Annotated in this window: 20 protein-coding genes and 2 pseudogenes; 12 read left to right on the plus strand and 10 right to left on the minus strand. The window is 69.9% G+C overall.

Going from position 1 to position 22,284, the window contains the following annotated elements:
- Window positions 1-496: 496 nt before the first annotated feature.
- The 4 genes from ABZ725_RS29470 to ABZ725_RS29485 all read left to right on the plus strand — a co-directional run bounded on the left by ABZ725_RS29470 (window position 497) and on the right by ABZ725_RS29485 (window position 5,347).
- Window positions 497-2,170, plus strand: coding sequence for a hypothetical protein (locus tag ABZ725_RS29470; protein WP_358805551.1), 1,674 nt, complete (start codon window positions 497-499; stop codon window positions 2,168-2,170).
- 585 nt (window positions 2,171-2,755) lie between these two features.
- Window positions 2,756-4,258 (plus strand): NAD(P)/FAD-dependent oxidoreductase, encoded by a 1,503-nt coding sequence (locus tag ABZ725_RS29475; protein WP_358805552.1) that lies wholly within the window; start codon window positions 2,756-2,758, stop codon window positions 4,256-4,258.
- A 305-nt stretch (window positions 4,259-4,563) separates the two neighbouring features.
- Entirely contained in the window at window positions 4,564-4,911 is a 348-nt protein-coding gene (locus ABZ725_RS29480; RefSeq protein WP_358805553.1) for a hypothetical protein, read from the plus strand.
- Window positions 4,912-4,945: 34 nt separating this feature from the next.
- Window positions 4,946-5,347 (plus strand): hypothetical protein, encoded by a 402-nt coding sequence (locus tag ABZ725_RS29485; protein WP_358805554.1) that lies wholly within the window; start codon window positions 4,946-4,948, stop codon window positions 5,345-5,347.
- Here ABZ725_RS29485 and ABZ725_RS29490 read toward each other — a convergent pair.
- Window positions 5,325-6,686, minus strand: coding sequence for a hypothetical protein (locus tag ABZ725_RS29490; RefSeq protein WP_358805555.1), 1,362 nt, complete (start codon window positions 6,684-6,686; stop codon window positions 5,325-5,327). The two genes, ABZ725_RS29485 and ABZ725_RS29490, sit on opposite strands and share 23 nt — an antisense overlap.
- Window positions 6,687-7,020: 334 nt before the next feature.
- On the opposite strand from ABZ725_RS29490, the gene ABZ725_RS29495 reads away from it, so the two are divergent.
- From ABZ725_RS29495 to ABZ725_RS29505, 3 genes and pseudogenes are all read left to right on the plus strand, one after another.
- The gene (locus tag ABZ725_RS29495; RefSeq protein WP_358805556.1) at window positions 7,021-7,872 is read left to right on the plus strand and encodes a class I SAM-dependent methyltransferase; all 852 of its coding nucleotides are present in this window, start codon (window positions 7,021-7,023) and stop codon (window positions 7,870-7,872) included.
- 69 nt (window positions 7,873-7,941) lie between these two features.
- Window positions 7,942-8,094, plus strand: a pseudogene (locus tag ABZ725_RS29500) (IS5/IS1182 family transposase); the annotation flags it as partial.
- 214 nt (window positions 8,095-8,308) lie between these two features.
- Complete coding sequence (locus ABZ725_RS29505; RefSeq protein ID WP_358805557.1) at window positions 8,309-8,932, plus strand: histidine phosphatase family protein; 624 nt, start codon at window positions 8,309-8,311, stop codon at window positions 8,930-8,932.
- 106 nt (window positions 8,933-9,038) lie between these two features.
- Here the strand turns inward: ABZ725_RS29505 and ABZ725_RS29510 are convergent, their stop codons facing one another.
- Complete coding sequence (locus ABZ725_RS29510) at window positions 9,039-10,490, minus strand: PLP-dependent aminotransferase family protein (RefSeq protein ID WP_358805558.1); 1,452 nt, start codon at window positions 10,488-10,490, stop codon at window positions 9,039-9,041.
- 115 nt (window positions 10,491-10,605) lie between these two features.
- Here ABZ725_RS29510 and ABZ725_RS29515 point away from each other — a divergent pair, with 115 nt between their 5' ends.
- Both ABZ725_RS29515 and ABZ725_RS29520 read left to right on the plus strand, forming a co-directional pair.
- Window positions 10,606-11,199, plus strand: coding sequence for a TIGR03086 family metal-binding protein (locus tag ABZ725_RS29515; RefSeq protein ID WP_358805559.1), 594 nt, complete (start codon window positions 10,606-10,608; stop codon window positions 11,197-11,199).
- Window positions 11,193-11,672 carry a hypothetical protein gene (locus tag ABZ725_RS29520; protein WP_358805560.1) on the plus strand — a complete coding sequence of 160 codons (480 nt, stop codon included), beginning with the start codon at window positions 11,193-11,195 and terminating at the stop codon, window positions 11,670-11,672. The genes ABZ725_RS29515 and ABZ725_RS29520 overlap by 7 nt, the downstream gene beginning before the upstream one ends.
- Before the next feature lie 592 nt (window positions 11,673-12,264).
- On the opposite strand, the gene ABZ725_RS29525 is transcribed toward ABZ725_RS29520, so the two are convergent.
- Entirely contained in the window at window positions 12,265-14,673 is a 2,409-nt protein-coding gene (locus ABZ725_RS29525; RefSeq protein WP_358805561.1) for a pentapeptide repeat-containing protein, read from the minus strand.
- A gap of 333 nt (window positions 14,674-15,006) precedes the next feature.
- Window positions 15,007-15,204: pseudogene (locus tag ABZ725_RS29530) on the minus strand (IS256 family transposase); the annotation flags it as partial.
- 87 nt (window positions 15,205-15,291) lie between these two features.
- Between ABZ725_RS29530 and ABZ725_RS29535 the strand changes: the two are divergent.
- Window positions 15,292-15,483, plus strand: coding sequence for a hypothetical protein (locus ABZ725_RS29535; protein ID WP_358805562.1), 192 nt, complete (start codon window positions 15,292-15,294; stop codon window positions 15,481-15,483).
- A 30-nt stretch (window positions 15,484-15,513) separates the two neighbouring features.
- On the opposite strand, the gene ABZ725_RS29540 is transcribed toward ABZ725_RS29535, so the two are convergent.
- The 3 genes from ABZ725_RS29540 to ABZ725_RS29550 are packed head-to-tail and all read right to left on the minus strand — an operon-like array spanning window position 15,514 to window position 16,630.
- Window positions 15,514-16,200 (minus strand): SDR family oxidoreductase, encoded by a 687-nt coding sequence (locus tag ABZ725_RS29540; protein ID WP_358805563.1) that lies wholly within the window; start codon window positions 16,198-16,200, stop codon window positions 15,514-15,516.
- Window positions 16,197-16,424, minus strand: a complete 228-nt coding sequence (locus tag ABZ725_RS29545; RefSeq protein ID WP_358805564.1) for a hypothetical protein — start codon at window positions 16,422-16,424, stop codon at window positions 16,197-16,199. Before ABZ725_RS29545 ends, ABZ725_RS29540 begins: the two co-directional genes overlap by 4 nt.
- Window positions 16,394-16,630 carry a hypothetical protein gene (locus ABZ725_RS29550; protein WP_358805565.1) on the minus strand — a complete coding sequence of 79 codons (237 nt, stop codon included), beginning with the start codon at window positions 16,628-16,630 and terminating at the stop codon, window positions 16,394-16,396. Before ABZ725_RS29550 ends, ABZ725_RS29545 begins: the two co-directional genes overlap by 31 nt.
- A gap of 102 nt (window positions 16,631-16,732) precedes the next feature.
- On the opposite strand from ABZ725_RS29550, the gene ABZ725_RS29555 reads away from it, so the two are divergent.
- On the plus strand, window positions 16,733-17,353 hold the full coding sequence (locus ABZ725_RS29555; protein ID WP_358805566.1) for a TetR family transcriptional regulator: 621 nt from the start codon (window positions 16,733-16,735) through the stop codon (window positions 17,351-17,353).
- Window positions 17,354-18,262: 909 nt separating this feature from the next.
- Here ABZ725_RS29555 and ABZ725_RS29560 read toward each other — a convergent pair.
- From ABZ725_RS29560 to ABZ725_RS29570, 3 genes are all read right to left on the minus strand, one after another.
- Complete coding sequence (locus ABZ725_RS29560; RefSeq protein WP_358805567.1) at window positions 18,263-18,850, minus strand: hypothetical protein; 588 nt, start codon at window positions 18,848-18,850, stop codon at window positions 18,263-18,265.
- A gap of 212 nt (window positions 18,851-19,062) precedes the next feature.
- Window positions 19,063-19,629, minus strand: a complete 567-nt coding sequence (locus ABZ725_RS29565; protein ID WP_358805568.1) for a hypothetical protein — start codon at window positions 19,627-19,629, stop codon at window positions 19,063-19,065.
- A gap of 739 nt (window positions 19,630-20,368) precedes the next feature.
- The gene (locus ABZ725_RS29570) at window positions 20,369-21,202 is read right to left on the minus strand and encodes a PIG-L family deacetylase (protein ID WP_358805569.1); all 834 of its coding nucleotides are present in this window, start codon (window positions 21,200-21,202) and stop codon (window positions 20,369-20,371) included.
- A gap of 320 nt (window positions 21,203-21,522) precedes the next feature.
- Here ABZ725_RS29570 and ABZ725_RS29575 point away from each other — a divergent pair, with 320 nt between their 5' ends.
- Window positions 21,523-21,891, plus strand: coding sequence for a hypothetical protein (locus ABZ725_RS29575; protein WP_358805570.1), 369 nt, complete (start codon window positions 21,523-21,525; stop codon window positions 21,889-21,891).
- The last annotated feature ends 393 nt before the right edge of the window (window positions 21,892-22,284 follow it).

Genomic DNA, 22,284 nt, shown 5'->3' on the forward strand with positions numbered 1-22,284 from the left:
GGCTGGCTGGGGCGTACTCGCTGCGCCGGCGGGCACTCCTTCGGGCCGAGCACTCTCGCGGTCGCCGTCGCCACGGCCGTGGTCTGCGTTCTGCTGGCGGCCGTCAGCGGGGCCCGCCCCGAACCGGTGACCCGGCCGCTGATCGCCCCGGCCGGCGTACTGCTCGCCACCGTCGACTGCACGGCGCACCGGTTGCCCGACGTGCTCACCCTGCCGCTCGCCGCTGCCGAACGCGCCGCGGGGGATCCGCGGCGACCTCGACCACTTCGGAGCCCTCGGTTCCCTTCCAGGAGCACTTGTCATACTGCGCGACAGCCGAGAGGCCGGGAGTACCGCCCCGCCCTCGTGCGGGCCGCGGACCGCCGCCTACCCGGTGCGCCGCGTGCGGCATGGATCACCGATCAGGCCCGCCTCTCGACAGACTGCCGGACGGGGCTGACCCACCGCCATAAGCTGACGGGCGGCACAACAGATACCAGGGACAGGGCGGAAACCCATGGGCGGCCTCACCGAGGCGAACCTCAAAGCGCTGGCGGGCCCCCGCTCCTTCGAGCGTGGGCTCGGTTACCTGGACGCGGTGTCCGGGGTCGAGGTCGGTGACGGCTGGGTCACCGCGACCGTCCACGGCACGGAGCGGTACAAGGTGGAGTTGACGCTGGACGGGCCCGGAGGGCCGACCGGCGTGTGCGACTGCCCGTACGGCCTGGAAGGCAACTTCTGCAAGCACCTGGTCGCCCTCGGCCTGACCGTGCTCGCCCAGCGGGGGAGCCTGCCGCGGCAGCGCGAGGCGGCCCGGAGCCGGGCGCGGGATGTCGACGCCTGGCTGTCCGCCCTCTCCCACGGCGAGTTGCTCGCCTTGGTAGGGGAACTGGTCCGTGAGGACAGGCAGTTGCGGCGCCGCCTGGAGCTGCGGGCCGCCAGTGCCCGGGGGGATTTCGCCGAGGTCCGGGCGCGCGTGGGTGAGCTGCTCGACATCGGCCCGTTCACGCGGTACGGGTACGTCGAGTACGCCGATGTCCGCGCCTTCGCCGACCAGGCCGGGCAGGCGGTGTCGACGATCGGGGCGCTCATCGGCTCGGGCCGGGCCACCGAAGCGATCACTTTGGCTCGGGAGGCGATGCGGCTGCTGGCCGAGGCGGTGGAGAGCGTCGACGACTCCGACGGCCGGCTCGGGCAGGTCGGCGCCGGTCTCGCCGACGCCCATCTCGACGCGTGCTGTGCTGCGCGACCCGACCCGGAGGGGCTCGCGCGCTGGCTGGTCGGGCAGGTGCTCGGCAATTTCGACGGCATCATCGACATCGATCCGCTCGACTACGAGGACGTCCTCGGTGAGCGCGGGATGACCGTTCTGCGCGAGTCGGCGACCGAAGCGTGGCGGGGGAGGCGCACCGGCTGGGCCGAGAAGCATCTGATGGAGCACTTGGCCAAGGCGGGAGGCGACGTCGACGCAGTGGTCGCCGTCCACGCCGCGGACCTCGCTGCGAACGGCCACACCCACCTTGTCATCGCCCGCGAGCTGGACACCGCCGGGCGCCACGACGAGGCCCTGCGCTGGGCGGAACGCGGTATGCGGGAAGCCCAGGACCTCGCCGCCGTCGACACCGCCCTCGTCGACCACCTCTGCGAACGCTACGTGCAAGCGGACCGGTTGGCCGACGCCGTTGTCCTGCGGCGTGACCACTTCGGCGCTCGCCGCTCCCTGCTCGCGTACCAGCGACTGCGCGCCGCCGCGCGCGCCGCCGACCGCTGGCCGGCGGAGCGCGAGGGAGCACTGGCCCTGCTGCGCGCCGACGCGGTACGGCGGCAACAGGGCCGGTACAACGGCCCTGTCCTGGTCGACGCCCTGCTCGACGACAAGGACGTCGAAGCCGCCTGGCAAGCCGCCGCCGGCAGCGGCGCCGACGACCGTCAGTGGCTCACCCTCGCCGACCAGGCCCGTGCCAACCGTCCCGCCGACGCGCTCGGCGTCTATCAGCGCTTCGTCGAGCCGCTCACCAAGCAGACCGGCAACACGGTCTACGAACAACTCGTCAGCCTGCTGCTGAGCATCCGCGACTGCCATCGGAGCCTCGGCAGACCTGATGAGTTCACCGCCTACGTGACCGCGCTGCGCACCACCCAGAAACGCAAGCGGAACCTGATGCGCCTGATGGACGAACGCGGTCTGTGAGGCGGGACGGCACCACACCACGTGGGTCGCTGTAGCCGAGAATCGGCTTGGGGTCGGCAGTGCTCGCCTCGACGTGGATCAGGTCGAGGTAACCGAGCACCGTCTGGCGAGGCGGGCGGCTGAGCACGCCACCCGCCCACGCAGATGAGACGGCGGCGCGCCGGCCCGCAACGGCCTGGTGCGGCGCCGGCGTGAGGTGTGCGGGTCCAGTTTCAACGAGCTGGTTCGTGCCTGGTATCGGCACGGACCATGGGGTCCGCCCTGGTGTCCCGTCCCGCCCTGCAGCACTTACCGGGCCGCTTTTTGCGGAGGGTGTTGAACCGTCTGATCGGGTGGGGTGACGCTGCAGAGTCATGGTCGTTGGCAGTATGTGATCACACCACTCAAGCGGGGCCTGACTCCGATCGCCTTGCTGCCCCACGCTGCCGCCCAGGCCGCCGCACCACGGCCCCAGCTGCCAGGGACTGCCCGCCCAACGGCTCCGCGACAGCTGCGCACGGGCCGCTGCCTGTGCGCCGGCCGCCTGCCTGGAGCGTCGCTGTGATCCCAGCGCAGAGGGCGCGGACCGGCAGGGACGTACATACCGTGGTCGTCGGAGCGGGGTTCTCCGGGATCGGCGCCGCCGTCCGGCTTCGGGAGGCAGGGTTCGACGACGTCCTCGTCCTGGAGAAAGCGACGCACCTGGGCGGCACCTGGAGGGAGAACACCTACCCCGGCTGCGCCTGTGATGTGCCCTCGACGCTCTACAGCTACTCCTTCACCCCGGATGCTGCATGGAGCAGGGTCTTCGCCGGGCAGCAGGAGATCCTCGCCTATCTTCGGGCGACGGCCGAGAGCTACCGGCTCGGAGACGTGCTGCGTTGCGGTGTGCAGGTGCTGGGCGCTCGGTGGGACGGGGCAGCCGGCCGCTGGCTGCTGGAGACCAGCGATGGACCGTACAGCGCGGCGGTACTGGTCCTGGCCACCGGAGCGTGGCATGTCCCGCGCCGCCTGGAGGTTCCCGGCATCGAGGACTTCGACGGCCCCGTCTTCCACACCGCCCGGTGGGACCACAGCGTCGACCTGACCGGGCGACGGGTGACCGTGGTGGGCGGCGGTGCCTCTGCCGTCCAGATCGTCCCGGCCATCGAAGCACAGGCCGCGACCGTCAACCTCTTCCAGCGCACACCCCAATGGGTGCTGCCCAAGCCCGACCTGCCGGTACCCACAGCGCTCAACCGGCTCGTGGACTGCTTACCCGGCGCGCGCAATGCCCTGCGAGCCGGCCAGTACGCCCTGCAGGAGGGCTTCGGCTACGCCTTCCGCCACCCTCACGCCGTCCGGCTCGTCGAGGCCGGCGCCCGCGCACACCTGCGCCTCGCGGTCCGCGACGGACAGTTACGTCGGCAACTGACACCGGATTACCGGCTGGGCTGCAAGCGCCTACTGACGTCGAGCACCTTCTACCAGGCCCTGTCCCAGCCGCACGTGCGCCTGCATCCCACCGCCGTGACCGCCGTACGCGGCAACGAGGTCGTCGGTGCCGACGGCACCACCGTCCACACCGACGTGCTCATCGAGGCCATGGGCTTCCGCGTCGGCGAGGTGCCGCTGGCCACGACCCTGTACGGCACCGGCGGCCAGACACTCGACGAAGCCTGGGGCGGTGTACCGCAGGCGTACCTGGGCACCGCCGTGAGCGGCTTCCCCAACCTCTTCCTGCTCCTGGGGCCCAACCTGCTCGGCGGCTCCACTTCCGCGATCACCGTTCTGGAAGCCCAGCTGACATACGTCATGGCCGCCCTCACCCACCTCGAGCAGGGTGGTCACCGCGCCTTGGACGTCCGGCCGGCCTCCCAGGCCGCGCACAACACAGCCGTCCAGGAGGCGCTCGCCACCACGGTCTACAACACAGGCGGCTGCACCAGCTACTACTTCACTCCCAGCGGGCGCAATGTCTTCGCCTGGCCGTGGTCCACCGGGCGGCTCGTGCGCCGGCTGAGCCGATTCGATGCCGACGCCTACACCTTTGACGCACCGGCCCGGCCCCTGCCCGCCCAGGCAAGGCCACAGCACGAGGACCGCACGGCAGCCGCCAAGGAGTCATGACACAGCGCCTGAAACCGCACATTGACGACTGGGAGATCCTTGACCGCTTGCGTCCCGGCGCCGGCCCGTTCGCTTTCGTTCTTCTCCCGCGCGTTGTCAATGGCGACGCGTGGAGAACTCCGCACCCAGGCCGCCGGCATCCGGCGCGACCGCGCAGCCGTCCTCGCCGCCCTCCCCAATTGACGGTCACGCTGCGAGCGCCTGAAGCGCGTACCATCCACCCGACTGCCCGCGCCCGGGTGCCGGCACTACCGAAGCGGCGACGGAAGGATTCGGGCCCGGACTCGTGCCGTCAGGGGGTGCCGGTGCGGATCGACTCGCAGCCGATGATGCTGAAGGAGGCTCCTGGCGCCATCGCGGTGAGCCCCTCCGGGGACCGCGTCTACCTGGCCAGTCCGGGCATCGTCGGATCATTGCGGAGTCTTCGTAGGCCCCGCGGCACTGTGACGGTCGTCGACCCGCACGCGCGCTCGGAAGTCGCGCGCATCCTGGTCGGCAGGAATCCGTCGGGTATCGCCGTCGACCCCAACGGTGAGCGGATCTACGTGGCGAACTCCCGTTCCGACGACGTGTCGATCGTTGACGTGCGCGCGGCTGCCGAGACCTCGCGTCAAGGTCGGCAAGCAACCATCGGCGCTGGCGTGCAGCGGTGATCGTCTGTACGTCGCGAACGCGCATGACGACACCATGTCGGTGGTCGACACCGATGCGCGGCGAGTGCTGGACACGGTCCGGACCGGTGGGCGACCGAGGTCTCTGGTGACGAGACCGTCCGGTGATCGCGTGTACGTCTGCAACAACGATGCGACGGTATCCGCGATCGACACGCGGACCTTGGGCACCGTTGCGACCATCGAAGTGGGTCGCAATCCCGTCGACACTGCGCTGAATCCATCCGGCACGCGGCTCTACGTCGCAAACCGGCTGTCGCAGAGCCTCACGGTCATCGATACGACTGTGCTCGAGGCAATTCAGACCATCCAGCTGTCAACGCTGTCCAATCGGCCGGGGGGCGGGCTCTTCGGCGTGGCCCTCGGAGATCCGGTGTTGCCGGAGCCCGCCGCGTTCAGAGGCCGGCCTGGGCGATGATGCGGTCCATCGACGCCCGTGGCAGCACGGGGTTGGCCGCAGCGTGGTCGGCGACCTTGGGATCCGGGTCGGCCAGCAGTCGTTCCAGGAGGTCCGCGCCGACGTTGGGATGCCTGGCCACTCCCGCGCGCAGGATCGACTCCTCGCAGGCCCCCAACCGGCGCAGCTCCGCGACGGGCAACTCGGGGTCCTCCAGGGCGAGGAGGCGCACCCTCGGGTCCGGCTCGTCCACCAAGCCGCGCAGTTCCGGGCGCGGGAAGTTGGGGTGCTCCACCAGCAAGGGCCGGAAGGCGGAGGGATCACCGTGGGCCCGGACCAGTCGCAGCAGAGTCTCTGACGGAACGTCAGATCGGAGGGCGGCGGCGTAGCGGACCGAGACGTCGGGGTCTTCGTCCAGTCGCTGCCATGCCTCGTCGGGAAGGTCCGTGCTCTCTGCCAGGCTTCGCCGGAACACCGCGTGCGGGCAGTCCAGGTAGGTCAGCCGCTCGGCGAGCGGCGCTTCCCGCAGCCAGTCGGGCCGGTAGGACGACCAGCGGAGGGCGACCTTGGCGTCGATGCTGCCGGTCGCCTCCTCGGCCTCCACCAGCGAGAGCAGGCGGTCCCGGATCTCGGGTGGGACGTGGCGGCTGTAGGCCACCGCGACGCGCACGGACGGGTCCTCGCTGTCCTGCAAGCGGGCCACCATGCCGGCGGTCAGGCACGGGTTGCCGGCCACGGCGCGCAGCACCGACTTGTCCCATGCCGCCAGCAGCCGCTCGAACTGCGCGGGCGTCAGTGGGAGATGGCGCGCGAGGTTGGAGCGGACGGCCGGATCGGCGAGGCAGCGCTCGCGGAGTTCCGGCGGGACGCCCGGGTGTTCGGCTCGCGTTGCTGCGGCCCGCACCTCGGGATCCGGATCGGTGAGCAGCGCCGACTGCACGGCGGCAGGCCGGTCGTGCCAGTCCTGCGCGATCGCCGCGCGCACCCTGGGGTCGGGGTCGGCTGCGAGTTCCGCCGGCGGTCGGCCGTATGCCTCGACCAGGGATTCGATGCCCAGCCCGGACCCGCACTCCACCAAGGTGCGAACGAGGTCCGCACGCGCGTCGCGGATCGCGGGGTCGGGATGTCCGGCGATCCGGCTGCGCATCGCCGGGGAGACCCGGCGCCCGTGCAATTGCGCCGCCGAATCGCTGCCGCCGTGGGTCAGCAGGGCCTCGGCGACCGAGTCCGGCAACTGCCCCTTGCGCATCAACAGCCCGTGACGGCCCGCATCGTGCGCGGCCAGGCGCATCAGGACCCCCGCTGGGGCAGCCGGGTTCCGCCCGAGCCCGGACAACTGCGGCTGCTTGAGATGCACCATGCGCCCACGCTAGCCGAGTTGCACCAGCCGCCCTCGCCCGGCTGCCCTACGCCGTCGGCTCCCGACGATCCCATGCGGTCTGCGGATGCCCTCGGCTCTCGCCGACATCTGCCGGCATCTCGATCAAGAGCTGATGCCGGAACGCGCCGACACCTGCTCTCCGTCTTCAGGCTCTGGTGCACTTCGTGTGGTCGCGTGCTCAGGGTGACTGTTGATCTTCGCCTAATGGTGGTTCTAGTGGTCGTAGGCGGTCAGCGCGCGCATGACCGGCTGGCCGCGCATGAAGTCGGCTCCCCTCATCAGCCCCTTGGAATCGACCTTCTAGGCTGGCGCGGTGACTGATGAGCAGGAGTGGGTGCAGCCGTCGGGAGTGTGGGCCACGGCGGTGGGGGTGGCCAGGGTGCGGGCGCTGGAGACCGAGCGGGAGAACGCGCTGTTCCGCGACCCACTGGCACAGGCCTTCGCCACCGCCGGCGGCCTGTGGCCCTCCTCGCCGCCGCTGCCCGATGACGAGGCCGCACGACGCCGTCGGCTGGCCGTGTCGTTCTCCATCGTCATCAGGACGAAGTTCCTCGACGACCTGTTGCAGCAGGCCTCCGCGTCCGGGGTCCGGCAGATCGTGCTGCTCGGCGCCGGCATGGACAGTCGGGCCTTCCGGATGGACTGGCCCGAGGGCACCCGGCTGTTCGAGGTCGACACCGCCGCGCCACTGGACTTCAAGGCTTCGGTGCTGCGCCAGGAACGGGCCGTCGCACGCTGCGAGCGGATCACCGTCGCGGTGGATCTGCGTGAGGACTGGCCAGGCGCGCTGGCCGCCGCAGGGCACGACCCGGCCGTGTCGACCGCGTGGATCGCCGAAGGGCTGCTGATCTATCTGCCCGAGGATGCGGTGGAGCTGCTGCTGGCCCGGATCAGCGCGCAGTCGGCGGCAGGCAGTCGGATGGGGCTGACGTTGGGCTCGCGCGGCGTGATCGAGCGCTTCGGCGCGGACGCCGCGCCGGGATCGGCGGCGTCCATGTGGGTCTCGGAGATGCCCGACGACCCGGTGGGCTGGCTGGCCGGGCACGGCTGGGAGGCCGACAGCCACACCCTGCGCGAGCGCGCTGCCGCCTACGGCCGCCCGATCAGCACTCCGCCGCAGCGCGAGGACCGGCCCGGCGGACTGATCTCGGCGGTCCGCCGGTAGAGCGCGTTCCGGTTCCCTGGATGATCGATTCCAAGGGCGCGTTTCGGCCGGGCGATTTTCGGGCGTCCGGACACCTTCCGCTTCGTCGTACCGCCCCGCCGGTGGGTTGTCGAACGCAGACTTGCGCGGATGATGCACGCATGCGGCCACGCAAGGGACTACGGACGTCTCATCCAGCGCTCCGAGACCCTGATCACCTGGGCTGCCACCTCCCTCATGACCTGACGCCTCGCCCGGGAGGCGCCACCTCCAGCCGGCCGAGGCAACCAGCGCCGGCCGACGGCTGACAGGCCCGTCAAGGACCTGCCCTCCGAGTTTTGGGGCGCGCGACGCGCCGATCCGCCTGAAGGCAGATCCCAGCCCTTCGTGGAACCGGTCCGCGCCGGTCGCCGTCCTCCAGGAGCCAGCAAGATCGACTCCCATGGAGGACCTGCCCATGACCGGCACAGCCGCCCGCTACCTCTACCTCACCCGGCACGGCGAGGCGTCGTCGGACGAGAGTCGGCTGACGGACGCAGGCCGCCACCAGGCCGCCCTGCTCGGGGAACGGCTCCGTGGGGTTCCGCTGACGGCGATCCATCACGGACCGTTGGCCCGCGCCGAAGAGACTGCCCGGCTGGTCGGCGAACGGCTCGACGGCATCCCCCTGCGGCGATCCGACGCGGCCGGCGACTACATTCCGTACCTGCCGCCGCGAGAGGAGCTGCCGCCGGAGACGGCCGACGCCATGCTCGGGTTCCTGGGCCAGTTTCCGGCCGAGGAACGCGAGCAGGGGCCCGGGCTCGCGGCAGCGGCGCTCGCGGAGTTCACCGGACCCGTCGTCGGCGACGAGCCCTGCCACGAACTCGTCATCACCCACAACTTTCTTGTCGGCTGGCTCGTCCGAGCCGCCCTCGACGCCCCCAAGTGGCGCTGGATGGGCATCAACCACGCCAACGCGGCACTGACTGTCATCCGCTACGCGCCCGGTCGCCCCCCGGCGGTGCTCCTCTTCAACGACACCGGCCACCTCCCCGCCGAGCTCCGCTGGACCGGCTTCCCTCAGGAGCTCCACGTCTGAGGCTCGGACCGCTTCCCCCGGATCACCTTGCGGACCTGCTTCGGACAGGAGATCGTCGTGCTGGTGCTGAATTGGGCGAGCCGTGTACGGGCGCTTCCTACCGCGTTCAGTGGTCCTCGGGCCGGCCGAGTACGCGATGCAGGCCCGGCTCGATGTGCGGGGCGCTGATCGAGCCGTACCCGAAGACGAAGCCTGGGCGCGCGGAGCGATTCGCGGCGACCTCCGCCAGCGTGTAGACCGCCACGCCGGATGACCTGGCCCGGCTGGCTCGGTCCGCGAGGGCGTCGGGGTCGGCGAGGTGGCCTCGGGTGAATGCGGTCACGTGCAGGCCCGCGGCGGACGGCACCAGCTCGGCCAGGTCCGCGAAGTGGTCGGTGAGCACGCGGGCGATGGCCAGGTGCCGGGTCGCGTAGGTGTGCTGCATCCGGCGGATGTGCCGGGCGAGCAACCCGTCGTCGACGAAGCGGGCGAGCGCCGCCTGCGTGGGGACCGCCGTGTGCCAGTCTGCGGTGTACTTGGCGGTGCGCAGTGCTGTGCGCAGCGGGGCGGGCGCCACCAGGAAGCCGACGCGCAGGGAGGGCAGCATCACCTTGGAGAACGACCCCACATAGATGACGTGTCCGTCCCGGTCCAGACTCTTCAGCGTCTCGACCGGCCGCCCGCCGAACCGGAATTCGCTGTCGTAGTCGTCCTCGATCACCGCCGCACCGTGCCGCCGAGCCCACCGCAGCAGCGCCGTTCTGCGCCGCAGCGACATCGGCATGCCGAGCGGGAACTGGTGGGCGGGGGTGACGTACACGGCGCGGGTGTTCGGCGGGATGGCGTCCACCAGCAGGCCCTCGGCGTCCACCGGTACGCCCGTGACTTCGGCGCCCTGCGCCAGGAACGGCAGCCGGGCCGGTGGGTAACCGGGCTCTTCGACGGCCACCCGGTCGCCCGGTTCGAGCAGCACCCGCCCGATGAGGTCCAGGGCCTGCTGCGTGCTGGTGGTCACCAGCACGTCGTCCGGGCCGGTCCGCACGCCGCGGGAGAGTCCGATGTGCCGGGCAAGTGCGGCCCGGAGCCCGGCGTGGCCGGCCGGATCGCCGTATCCGACCGCCCCGGCCGCCGAGAGGCGCAGTTCCCGGGCGATCAGGGGACGCCAGGCCTCGTACGGGAAGAGCCGGGCGTCCGGCAGACCGACCCGGAAGTCGTGGTCCGCCGTGGTCGGTCCCGTGGTCTCCGGGGCCGCCCATGGGGACAAGCGCGCCCACAGGGCGCGGGGGCGCAGTCCCGGGCCGGTGGTGTCGGTGGCGGGCGCGGCCTCGCCCGTGGGCAGGCCCGTCGTACGCACATAGGTCCCGGAGCCGACCCTGCTGTCCGCGTAGCCCTCGGCGACGAGCCGTTCGTAGGCGACGCCGACGGTGTTGCGGGCCACCGCGAGTCGGCGGCTCAACTCCCGGGTCGGGGGCAGCGGATCGCCGGGCCGTAACAGCCCGTCGTGGATCGCGGTGCGCAGCTGGCGGTAGATCTGGCCGGACAGGTCGCGCTGACCGTCGAGCCTGACGTGCACGTCCATCTCGGTTTTCCGTTTCCGGCTCGGCTGTTGTCGGCTTCGGCCCGGCAATTGGCTCAATCGATCAGCAGCTTATTGGCTCTGGAGTTGGACCGAAGTGCGGTTTTACGCTCCGGCCATGGACATACGACGACTGGACAGCCAGGCGCTGTTGCTGACCGGGGAGGTGGTCTCCCGGGTGAAGACCGACCACTTGAGGTTGGCGACACCGTGCGCGGACTGGACCCTGTACGGCCTGCTTCGCCATCTGGTCAGCCAGAACGAGGGGTTCGCCGCCTCCGCCCGCGGCGCGGGTGAGCCGTGGGCCGTATGGCGCGACGGCGACCTCGGCGACGACCCGGCCGGAGCGTACGAGGCGTCGGCGGGCGAGGTCACCGCGGCGTTCGCGGACGACGAAGTGCTGGAGCGGCGGTTCGCGCTGCCGGAGGTGGGGGAGGGCTTCGCTGTCCCCGGGCGGATCGCGATCGGCTTCCACCTGCTCGACTACGTGGCGCACGCTTGGGACGTCGCGGTGACGATCGGCGCCCCGTGGGAGCCCGCCGCCGAACTCACCGCCGCCGCCCTGCGCGTCGCCGCCCTGGTCCCGGACGAGGGCCGCGGGCCCGGTGCTGCGTTCCGCCCACGGACCGCCGTCCCCGACGACGCCCCGCCGGGCGACCGGTTGCTCGCCCTGCTCGGCCGCGACCCGTCCTGGACGCCGGCGCCATGCTGAGGAGCCGCTGGTGCCAGGGCACGGCCGGGGACTCCCTTGGCGACCGCGCCGCGGTGAATGGCGTCGACAGCGGCGTGCGCGGTCGCCGGAGCGGGCCGCTGATCGTCAGCGTCACCGACTTCACCAGCGACGTATACCGCGCCCTCCCCGGCATCGCGCGTCGAGGCTTCGCGCTGCGGCGCCGCTGGCCGCATCTCGACGGGGCGGTCGGCATGTGGCTGTGGGTCATGCCCTCGGCCCGGCGCTGCGGAGCGGTCTCGGTGTGGACCGGGCGGCGGGCCCTGGCGGAGTTCGTACGCCTGCCGGAGCATGTTGCGATCATGGACGAGTACCGCGAGCGAGGCACGACCAGGTCGGTGATCCTGGAGTACGAGAACTTCGACGCGGCGCGGATCCGGCGGGACGCGGAGGCATGGCTGATGTCGGACGATCGCTGCCGTGCCGCGCGGGGGGCGCCACGGCAGAGCGGCTGACAACGCCTGCTCAGCTCAAGGGCCAGGATCATGAGGCAGAGTCTGACTGGTCCACGAGTGAGACGAACCTAAGGTCCAAGGTCAGGCCACCGATGGAGGCCAGCAGAAACGCGAACCTGCAACCCTGGATACTGTCCGCCTTCACCGGCGCGTCATGGCGGCCGGGGCACCTGACACGCTCTCGATGACGACCGAGGTGTGTGAGGAGTTGGGACTGGCGTCCATGCCCCGGCAGGCGACACCGGGCCTGCGCCCGGCGGTGGCGGGCGATCACGGCCCGCCCGGCGGTGGCGATGTCGGGGTGGCCGTCACCGAGCCGGTGCCAGACCTTGACCGGCTCTGCCCGCAGTTTCGTGAACTCCCAGGCCAGCGAAGTGAGCGAGGGTCGTTTCGGCCGCGAGTGTCCCACTCGCGGCCGTCACGCTCATGACCCGTCGGCTCACCCGCCGACCTGTCCGCCCAACGCCGCGCCCCCACGGCCTGCGGCCGCTGTCAAGGCTGCGTGATCAGTGCTCTCTGGGAGCGCGGCACACAGGAGACACCTGTACGGCATTCGGTCTGCTGACCGAATGGGCGGGGGCGGTTGTAGGCATCATCGTTTGATGCGGCTGCGCATGGCGAGGATGGCCAGCGCGAGCAGGACGGGTTCGGTGAAGCGACTGCCCATCTCCGTGTAGGTGCCCCAGGTGGTGAGGTCTTGGCCGCTGGAACGGAATACGACCGAGTTCAGCACCACTTGCAGTGACTGGTCGAAGCGTTCTGCGGTGAACCGGTCGTCGGCGGGCAGTGTCAGCTGGGGGTCTTGCTTGTCCACGGTCAAAGCCACTCGCCCGCCGCCGGCCGGGACGGTACCGGTGGCTATCTGCCGGGGAGAAGAATCGGGCAGGCCGAGCCCCAACATGAGCAGGATGGTGGCCGCCACGGCGACCAGCAGCCAACCCATAGCGCGTGAGGCGCGTAGCCCGTAGCCGGAGAGCAGCCAGTACGCCCACAGCAGGCCTCGCTCGCTTGACGGGGTGCCGGTGCGGTCGTGGCGGCGCATTTCCATCTCGCCGTAGTAGAAGTCCGCAGCACCGGGTTCGTTCTTGCCGTCTTCGTAGGCCTTGCGCAGCTGCCGGTAAAGCGTGGCCACTTCCTCAGGGGCCGGTGTCAGGCGGCGATTGGGATGGTGCTGTCCCCTGCGCCAATCGCGGGGTGAACGTTCCTCAGAAGGAGTGGCGGGTGGACCGGCTGCCAGTGCGCGCCAGTGGTGTTCCTCGGCCAAGGTACGCCGACGGGTCCACCAGTACGGCCATACGGAGCGGCGGTGGTGGAGGCCGGTTGGGGTGGGGGCGAAGGTGCATTTGCCTGCGAGGCGGAGTTGGTCAAGATGAAAGGCACCAGAGAACAGACAGTCGCTCAGGTCGATGTCGGCCAGGACCAGGTGCACGGCATCCACTCCGCGTACCGAGACCACCCGCACCCTGCTGTCAGAGTCTGCAAGCAGGCTTTCGTCCAGCGCCCCGTTGGCCGTGGTGGTGAAGGGGCCCGGATGGGTGGTGACCGCCACGGGAAAGGACAGCACCGCGTGATCGAGGTCCGTGGTGGCGTAGCGCAGGCGCACGGTCGCCGTCGACTCCCACCGGGTCCTCTCACAGCGCACGGTACGCGCCGCGATCTCCAGCGTCACAGGCGTCTCGAACACCGCACCGGATAGATCAACCAACCCCGCACCCACCATTGGCCCGAACCACGACGGCACCGCAAACCGCGCTTGATTGAACTGGGCGTCGCCGGAGAACCGCGCCTCGTCGAACCGGGCGGTACCGGAGAACTGCGCCCGCTGGAACCGAGCGGGACCGGAGAACCGCGTTAGGTGGAACTCAGCAGTGCTGGAGAACTGCGCCTCCATGAACCAGGCGGTGCGGGAGAAGTGTGCACTGCTGAACCGGACGTCGGCGGAGAACTGTGCCCTGTTGAAGTGGGCGTTTCCGGAGAACTGCGCCCCGCCGAATCCGGCGCCGTGGGAGAACTGTGCCTCGCTGAACTGCGCCGCGCCGAAGTCCGTGTCGCCGGCGAACTGTGCCCCGGTGAATCCGGCGTGGCCGTCGAATTGCGCATGGATGAACCAAGCGGTGTGGGAGAACTGTGCACTGTCGAACCGGACATTGCCGGAGAACAGAGCCTGGCTGAACTGGGTGTCGTCGGAGAACTGCGCATCCACGAACCGGACGTCGGCCGAAAACTGTGCCAAGCCAAACCAAGTGGCGCTCGAGAACTGCGCTCTGTCGAACCGGGTGTCGCCGGAGAACTGCGCCCTGTCGAATCCGGCGACGCCGGAGAACTGGGCTTCGAACCGGGCGTCTCCGGAGAATTGGGCCAAGCTGAACTGGGCGTCGCCGGAGAACTGCGCCCCCCTGAACCAGGCGGTGCCAGCGAACTGCACCTCCCTGAACCAGGCGGTGCCGGAGAAGCGTGCCCCCCTGAACCAGGCGTCGGCGGAGAAGCGCGCCTTGTCGAATCCGGCCTCGCCGGAGAACTGGGCCTCGCCGAACCGGGCGCCGGCCGAGAACTGCGCCAAGCTGAACCAGACGTTGGTGGAGAACTGCACCCTGTCGTACCTGGCATCGCTGGAGAACTGTGCCTCGACGAATTGGGCGGTGCTGGAGAACTGCGCCTCGGCGAACCAGGCGGGACGGGTGAACTGTGCTTTGTCGAACCGGGCTTCGGCAGCGAACTCTGCTTTGTCGAACCGGGCCTCGGCAGCGAACTGCGCCCTATCGAACCGGGCGGGTCCGGAGAACTTCGCCTCGCCAAATCGGGCGGGTCCGGAGAACCGCGCATCCTGGAACCGGGCGGTGCCGAATTGGATTCTTCTGGAGGCGGGGTCCCGGAGGGCTCGGCGGAGGGCGTTGAAAAGACGCGCGTTGAAGCGGGTGCCTCGGTGGTCGACGTCGGCGCCGGGGGCCAAGCCGGCGAGGTAGGCGTCGCGGTCGGCGTCGCCCAGGTGGGCGAGACACACGGTGTGGCCCGGGACGTGGATGCCGGTGCAGCCGATGGGGTCGGTGGTCGGATTTGCACCCTGAGCGCAGTACGGCCACGGAGGCGCTGATAGCGCGGGAACCGGTGGAGTGCTCACGGCCTAGGAATTCCGAACAATCCCCAGACGCATTCCCGCTCTGTGGGCTCCAGCCACCACACTGCTGGCTGTGTCCCCGCTGGTTGCTCCTGGCAATTCATTCCCACTTGCTCAGCCGTCACCAACGACACTCTGCCACTGCGCAGCAAGCCCTCGCCGGATGTTCACGAAAACGCCGTGCCGGCAATCCCGATGGTGTATTGCCGGGTGGTGTAGTCACTGGCCGAGCTGATTCGGTTTCGGCTGTGGTGGAAGCTGGTGGTCGTCCTCGTTCGGTTCGACGATGAGGAGTTCGGCCATGGAGGCTTCGGAGAGGTGGCGGTGGTCGAAGACCTGCCATTCGTCATGGAATTCGGCCAGGACCGCGGCGGCGAGCCGGTCGAGGGCTGCGGGGTTGGGGAAGGCCTGGACGACGCCTAGGTCTCGGCCTGCTGACCAACCGCCGGCACCTCGGTGCGGCGCGGGCGTTCCTGCCGGGCCCGGCGCAGGGCGGCCTCGCGCGTGGCGTCGGACTGGCGGCACCGGTGCCTCGACTCCGGCTACCCCTCCGCCGACCTGATCACCACCGCCCCGGAACAGGGCATCCGTATGGTCGCCCCGGTCCTGCAGGACCACTCCGCCCAGGCCAAGGCCGCCGAAGGCTTCGACGAGAACGCCTTGGCCGACTGGACCTGGACGTGTGCCACCACATGACGGCCGGACGGTGGCTGTCGTGTGGTGAGGTCAGGTGGCGAGGAGGCCGCCGTCGATGTGGAGGTCGTGGGCGTTGATGCCGGTGTTGCGGAGCAGGAAGTCGGTGGCGTCGGCGATTTCGGCCATGCTGACCAGCCGTCCGATCGGTGTCTGGGCGGAGTGGGGTGGGTTGGGGACGTCGCGCCATTTGGGGCTGTCGCCGATCAGGCCTGGGTGCAGGGCGTTGACGCGGTGCGGGGCGATTTCCACCGCGAGCGTCCTGACCAGGCCGGTGATGCCGGCGTTGAACGTGGAGACGATGGTCGAGCCGGGGTAGGGGCGCTCCTTGGCGAGTCCGCCGAACAGGACGACGGAGGCATCCGGGGTGAACCGGTCGTGCAGCACGCGGACGGTTTCCGCGTAGCCGACGAGTTTCATGGTCACGGCGGAGACGGCGTCCGTGATGCTGAACTGCGCCAAGGTGTTGGCCGCTTGGCCGACCGCGGTGATCACGAGGTGGTCGACTTGGGTCATGTCCGCAAGCGAGGCGCTGATCGTCTCGGGTCGGGCGAGGTCGAGGGCCAGCCCTCGGGTGCGGCCGCCGATCCGCGCGGCTACGGTCTCGGCTCGTGCCTTGTCCCTGCTGGTGACGATGACGTCGTCGCCGCGGCTCGCAAAGTGCTCGGCGATGACGCTGCCCAGCCCGCCGCTGCCGCCGATGATGAGTGTGCTGGTCATGCAGTGACCGTCCTTCGGTGCTCGGTGGCCTTCAGGCTGCTGAGAGTGGCTCGGGCCTGCTCGCGCATGGCCAGGGCGAGGTGGAGGGCGGCATGCGGCAAGTTCGCCGTGACGGCCGCGAGTTCGGCGGGGGTGCCGACCTGCTCGAAGAAGCCGATGTTGAGGTGTGCGCCGACAGGCGGGGCCGAGGCGATCAGTACCGCCCGATCGTCGACGTCCCGCACAGGAACTGCGGCCAGAGCACATCGTCTTCGCTCTCGTGCCAGTGCCTCGGCGCCGCGACGAGGAAGTCACGCAACTCCTCCAGCGCGGCAGCGGGGGCGGCACTGCTCTGCGCGGCTTCCGTCAGCAGGGACGTCGCAGCCCTGTGCATCTTGTGCAGGAGCCGGGTCTCGACGACCGCCGCGCCTTCGGGCGTATCAACGCTCACTACAGGCTCCATCGCTAGTTAATATCCACATGGATACTAACGTAGCAGCGGCGGTCGGCACCGCGCTGCCGGGCCGTAGGGTGATCACATGAAGGAGGTGCCGTGAACGACGCAGAGCCGGCTGACGAGCCGCCGCGCAGGCGCCGTCGGGATCCCGAGGGACACCGGGCGGCCATCATCGAGGCGGCCCGCCACACCTTCGCCGAGCGCGGCTACGCTCGTACGACGTTGCGTGAGATCGCGCGCCGGGCCGGTGTCACGCATGGCCTGATCACGCGTCACTTCGCGTCCAAGGAAAGGCTCTTCCTCGCGGCGGTGCCGGGCAATCGCGACCTCGAACGCGTCGCGGCCGGCGACCCGAAGACGCTGCCCGACCGGATCGCCCACGCTTTCGTACGGCGATTGGAGACCGACGCCGTCAACGACCCGCTGATCATCCTCATGCGCAGTGCCGCATCCGACGAACGCGCCGCCGCCCACCTCCTGGTCGCGATGCAGGAGCACAGCGCCGCCGTATACCGGTCCGTCCTCGCACCCGGTGCAACCGGTGCACCCACGACGCCCGACGACGACCTGGACGCGCGCGTGGCGCTGGTAGGGGCGCAGATGATCGGGGTGGCGTTCAGCCGGTACATCGCGCGGACCGAACCCCTCGCCTCGATGCCGCCCGACCAACTCGCCGAACACCTCACCCGGATACTGCGGCAGATCCTCTTCGGCTGACCGTCGCAATGACGGCGCCACCGGCGCCTGACCGCACATGGGGTGCAGGAGTGCCAGACGGTCTTGCCGTCGCGGTGGGCGGTGGTGAGTGGGCGGCGCGGAGGGCCTTGGTGTGTTCGGACACGGAGGACTTTGCCAGGGCGAGTTGGCGGGCGAGGTCGGTGGTGGTGCGTAGTCGGGTGAGCTGTTCCAGGATGGTGGCGCGGGTGCGGCCCGCGGTCTGGCGCTCGCGCTCCGCCCGCTCCCGGGCAGCCACACAGGCCGCATCCCGCAGAGCATGCCACGCCGCCGCACAAAGTCTCCGCCTCGATGGCCGCCTGCTCGTGCAGCCGTTCCTCGAGGGCCTGGCGGCGCTCGCAGTCGGTCAGGCCGGGCAGCCCCCGGTCGACCTCCGCCGCGATCTCCGCTCGCCGGGCACGCCGGATCTGGACCACATTGCCGCAAGTCCGGCACTCGCCGCCGGTGTCCAGCCGGATCCCGTCGTCGCACCGCGGATCCGAGCACTCCTGACGCTGCACCAGTCCCACTCGGATCAGCCACGGGTACGGGCGGTCGACGAAGGCCTTGCCGTCGGTCTCCGCCACCCGGTCGGTGAACCGGTCGGCCAGCAGCTGCCGTGCCGTCCCCAGTCGCATCAGAGTGCCCGCCGGCGGGACGGCTCCGCCCTCACCGCCGCCTCGACCCGCTGCGGCCGGCCGGACAGCCGCTCTCACCACCCCGCGACCGGCCCCAGAGCCACCAGCAGAGGGGTCACAGGCCCGTACGAACGGGGCGGTGCCGAGGAAGGCGTTGTGCGCGGCCCGGGCGAGATCAAGGGCTTCGCCCACAGCGGTGCGCGCGTCCAGCGCGCCGTGTCTGGCCGCCGCCCGCGCCGTCTCGGACGGGCCGGCCTCCGCCAGGTGTGCCGGCTCATGAGACTGGTGCCAGGGAACCGCGATCGGCAAAGTCGCGACCCTCTTCGGGAAGGACGATGAAGACCCCGGATCCAGGAGGGTCTTCCACAGATGCGCTGCGCATGCGAGCCGCCCACTCAGGGGTGGGCCACCGTGTGCCGTTGTCCCAGCTGATCCCCGCGAGGTCGATCGCAGCAAGGCTCACGGTGGTGAGGTCGGTGCCGGCGAAGTTGCTTGCCGCGTCCATCAGATTGTCACGAGCTTCGATGACGTCGAGGTCATGGGTGAGGGTGAGAGCGAGGGTGAGGACACGGGCGAGATCGAGAGCGAGGGCGAGGGCGAGATCGAGATCGTGGGCGAGGTCGCGGGCGAGAGCGAGGGCGAAAGCGCGGTCGAGAGCACGGTCGAGATCGACGGCGAGAGCGCGTTCAAGGGTGTGCGCAAGGTTGAGGGCGTGGGCGAGGTCGCGGGCGGGATCGAGGTCGAGATCGACGGCGAGATCGACGGCCAGGCCGAGGGCGCGGTGGACGGCGAGAGTGAGAGCGGGGGCGCGGTCGAGGGCGTCGTATGCGGCAGCGGCCTCCAGAAGTTCTGCGACTTCCACAAGGCCTTTGCGACGTCGGAGCCGCTCCTGTGGAGACACGGACTTCCAGCGAGTCGTCACATCGGCCAGACTCAGGACCGTCATGTCGTCCTGGGGCGGAGCGGTCTGAGGAGTCTCCAGCAGGCCAGAAGGTTTCCTGGGAGGTCGGAGGCCAGGAGAACGACGCGAGAGCACGGCCAGGACACGGCCCGCGAAGGACTCGGCAGGAATCGTCACGCCGCACCTCCTCCGCCCGTCGGGTCCGGTTGTGCGGCAACGCCCGTGTGCGGCTGTGGATTCCCCGACGAAGGACTAGCCGTTCCGGGCCCCGCCAGAGCACCATTCGACTGCCCAGGACCAGTCGGCTGCCCGTTCTGTTGGAGGGCCTGCGCTTGTTGCTGCGCCTCCTCCACCACGCCGCCCAGAGCAGCGCGACCTGCGTTCTTGACCATCAGTGGCACCAGCGTGGTCACCTGCTGGACAGCGGACAGTGCGCCCAGCCCGATCAGAAAGGCCACCAACGGATTCGTGCTCTGCGGATAGCTGGCTGCCACGACACCGGTCAGGGATCCGCTGACGAACAGCCGCAGCACCCCGGCGAACCAGTACGCCTTCCAGCCGGGTGCGGGCAGGCACTCCTCGCCGGGCCGTACGTCAGCTCTGCGCTGGGGCGGATCGATCGTGTCCGACTGAACGTTCCACGGCATCTGACGGTGCCACTTGATGGCCTTGATGATATCGACGGCCTCCATGGAGGCGCCGCCGGCCGCTCCAACCACCGCCGCCAAGAACCAATCCATGGTCCGAGGCTAGAGGGAACCGTCCCGTGGGAAAGCAGTTCTGCGCAACCGACGTGCCGAGAGAACATTGCTAGGACGGAGCGCGCGTTCCGTAGGCGGCGCATCGCGGGGAGTCGCGCGCCCCGGTCCAGGCCGACGCCCGACAGCTCACCGCCGCACGCGGCCGCTCCCAGGTGGTGTAGCCGAGGTTCAGGTGCCCGGCGAACTCGGGGGCGAAGGCTCCCACCGCTCATGCGGCGTGCCACCACATCGTTGACCGGGGCATGAAGCCGTCCTCGAGAGTCGTACCCGGAATGGAGCACTACTGCGAGACAGCCGTCGAGAGCGCCTGCCACCTCGCCGACATGACGGGGTGGGCGGGGCTATGAATGCCATCAGATGCAATCGCGACGGGAAAATGACACGCAGCTGCGGCCAAGAGGTTGCAGGGTCTTGCGGTTGGCGTCGGAGACCGCCCCCGTGACCTGCTGCTTCTTCCGTTGCCTCACGGCGTGTCGGACCTCGGAGCCTCGGCTTCGTGCCGCTTGCTCGGCGGTCTGTCTTGATCGGAGCAGACCGCCGCGCTAGTGACCTGGGCTGTCGCGCACCTTGCGAGCCGGCAGCCCGCAGTTCTCCCACCTGTGCGGGGACTGGACGCGGGCTGCCGGAGCGGGACTCGCGCGGACAAGCTTCCGGGTGTGTGACGCGCGGGATCGCTCCGTGCGGTCGATGCGCTTTCCCGGCCGGTCGGACGGGCGGATCAGCGCAGTCCGGCGAAGAGATCGTTCTCGGGTACGGCTGCGCCGGTGGCGTCCTGGACACGTACGAAGGTCTCCACGCCCATCAACTCGCCGAACCTCTCCTCGCCCATCTTGAGGAAGAAGATGTTCTCGCCCTGACTGGCGTGCGCGGCCAACGCGTCGAACTTCTGACCGCTGAACGCGGTGGTGTCCACCCACGTGGTGATCTCATTGTCGGGGAGGCCGATCTTCGCCATCGCGGCGGCCTCGGCAGGATCCGGCTCCGGCATGTCCTCGCCGAACTCGCGCATGATCTCGCCGAACCGCTGCATCGCCGAGCGGGGCATGGTGGTCCAGTACACCTTCGGTGTCAGCGCGGTCATCTCCAGCGCCGCCATCGTGATGCGGTGGGCCTGGATGTGGTCGGGGTGGCCGTAGAAGCCGTTCTCGTCGTAGGTGACGACCACATCAGGTCGGTAGTGCCGCATGAGTTCCGCGAGGCGGGCCGCGCCTTCGTGCACGGGGGTCTGCCAGAAGGATCCGGGGGCGTCGTTGCTCGGCCAGCCCATCATCCCGGAGTCGGCATAGTCCAGCATCTCCAGATCGCTGACCTTCAGGACGTCACAGCTCGCCTCAAGTTCTTGACGGCGCATCAGGGTGACCGCCGCCGGATCGTGCCCGGGATCGCCCGGCTTGACACCCCCCGGTCCGTCACCGCAACCGCCGTCGGTACATGTGACGAGCACCGTGCGGATGCCTTCCGCCGCGTACCGCGCGAGGACCCCTCCGGTTCCGGTGGCCTCGTCGTCGGGGTGGGCGTGTACTGCCATGAGCGTCAAGGGCCGGTCAGTCATGAAACAGTCCTCCTGCAGAAATACGTCTTGGTCCGAATGCGCGGCAGGCGTACCACGATCCCGGGGCCCGGATCCTGGTGGGGCGGACGACCTGCGGCCTCCGTGTTCCCCGCCCGTGCGGCGCCGGTCCCTCGGTCGATGCAACCGTGCGGGCCGGGTCGGCTGTTCCCGGCCGGCCGCTTGGCCTTCCAGGCGTCGGCGTTTCAACGCGAACGAAGTAGAGGTTGTCCAGTCTCAGTGATGCCGGGACAGCCCGACTGGCGACCAGAGGCGGCGCCGTCTCGCGGACAGGGAACCGTGTCGGCGGTGTGATGTGCTGGGTGTCCGCCCTGTACCTGCCTGTCCAGGCGGTCTTCGGCGATCTCCACTGGGCCTTCTCGTTCTTCTCCCTGCTCCTTGGCCTTTTCGGTTTCCTCATGTGGTCCGCCGCCCCTCAGGCGAAAGAGCACACCACACGACTACGTCAGTCGGGGCGGCCTGGGGTGACGGAGATCATCGTTGCGGAACGGATCGATCCCGCGGACGGCTCGGCGGACAGCTTCGTGCGGACTCTGCGGATCAGCGGCGCGGACGTCCCGTCCTTCGAAGCGGCATACAGGGGCGATTACGAGGAGCGCTTCCAGGTCGGGGCCCGCTTCTCGGCAGTCGTGGACCCCTCCGAAACCTCTTTCACCCTGAGACGCCTGTGAGTGACAGCGGCCGCCGTGGCCCGGGTGGACTCGGTACCCGGTCCGGCCATGAAGAGCGAGACCCCGGGAGGCTGTTTCAGCGGCCTCCTCGCTCTCCTCGGGCTGTTGCTCGGCGTGGACGCCGTGCTCCTGTTGTTCCGCGCCGACCTGTTCGACTCCGACGAGGGTCAGAGCGGCGCCCCCAAGTCGTCCGGCTCCTCCTCGTCGTCCACGACCACCGTGACGTCGGCTCCGGATCGATCCCTTTCAACGCGGCGTCCCACTCGGGGTGTTCGGCCAGCGCGTCGGGTCGGCGGAGGTTGGACAGCAAGGCCAGGCCGAAGAGACTGAGCCGACGGGCACCCCGGAACAGGAACCGTGAAAAGCGAGGCCAGGCGATCACAGCCCCGGAAC

Source organism: Streptomyces sp. NPDC006872 (assembly GCF_040635845.1).
Taxonomy (GTDB): domain Bacteria; phylum Actinomycetota; class Actinomycetes; order Streptomycetales; family Streptomycetaceae; genus Streptomyces.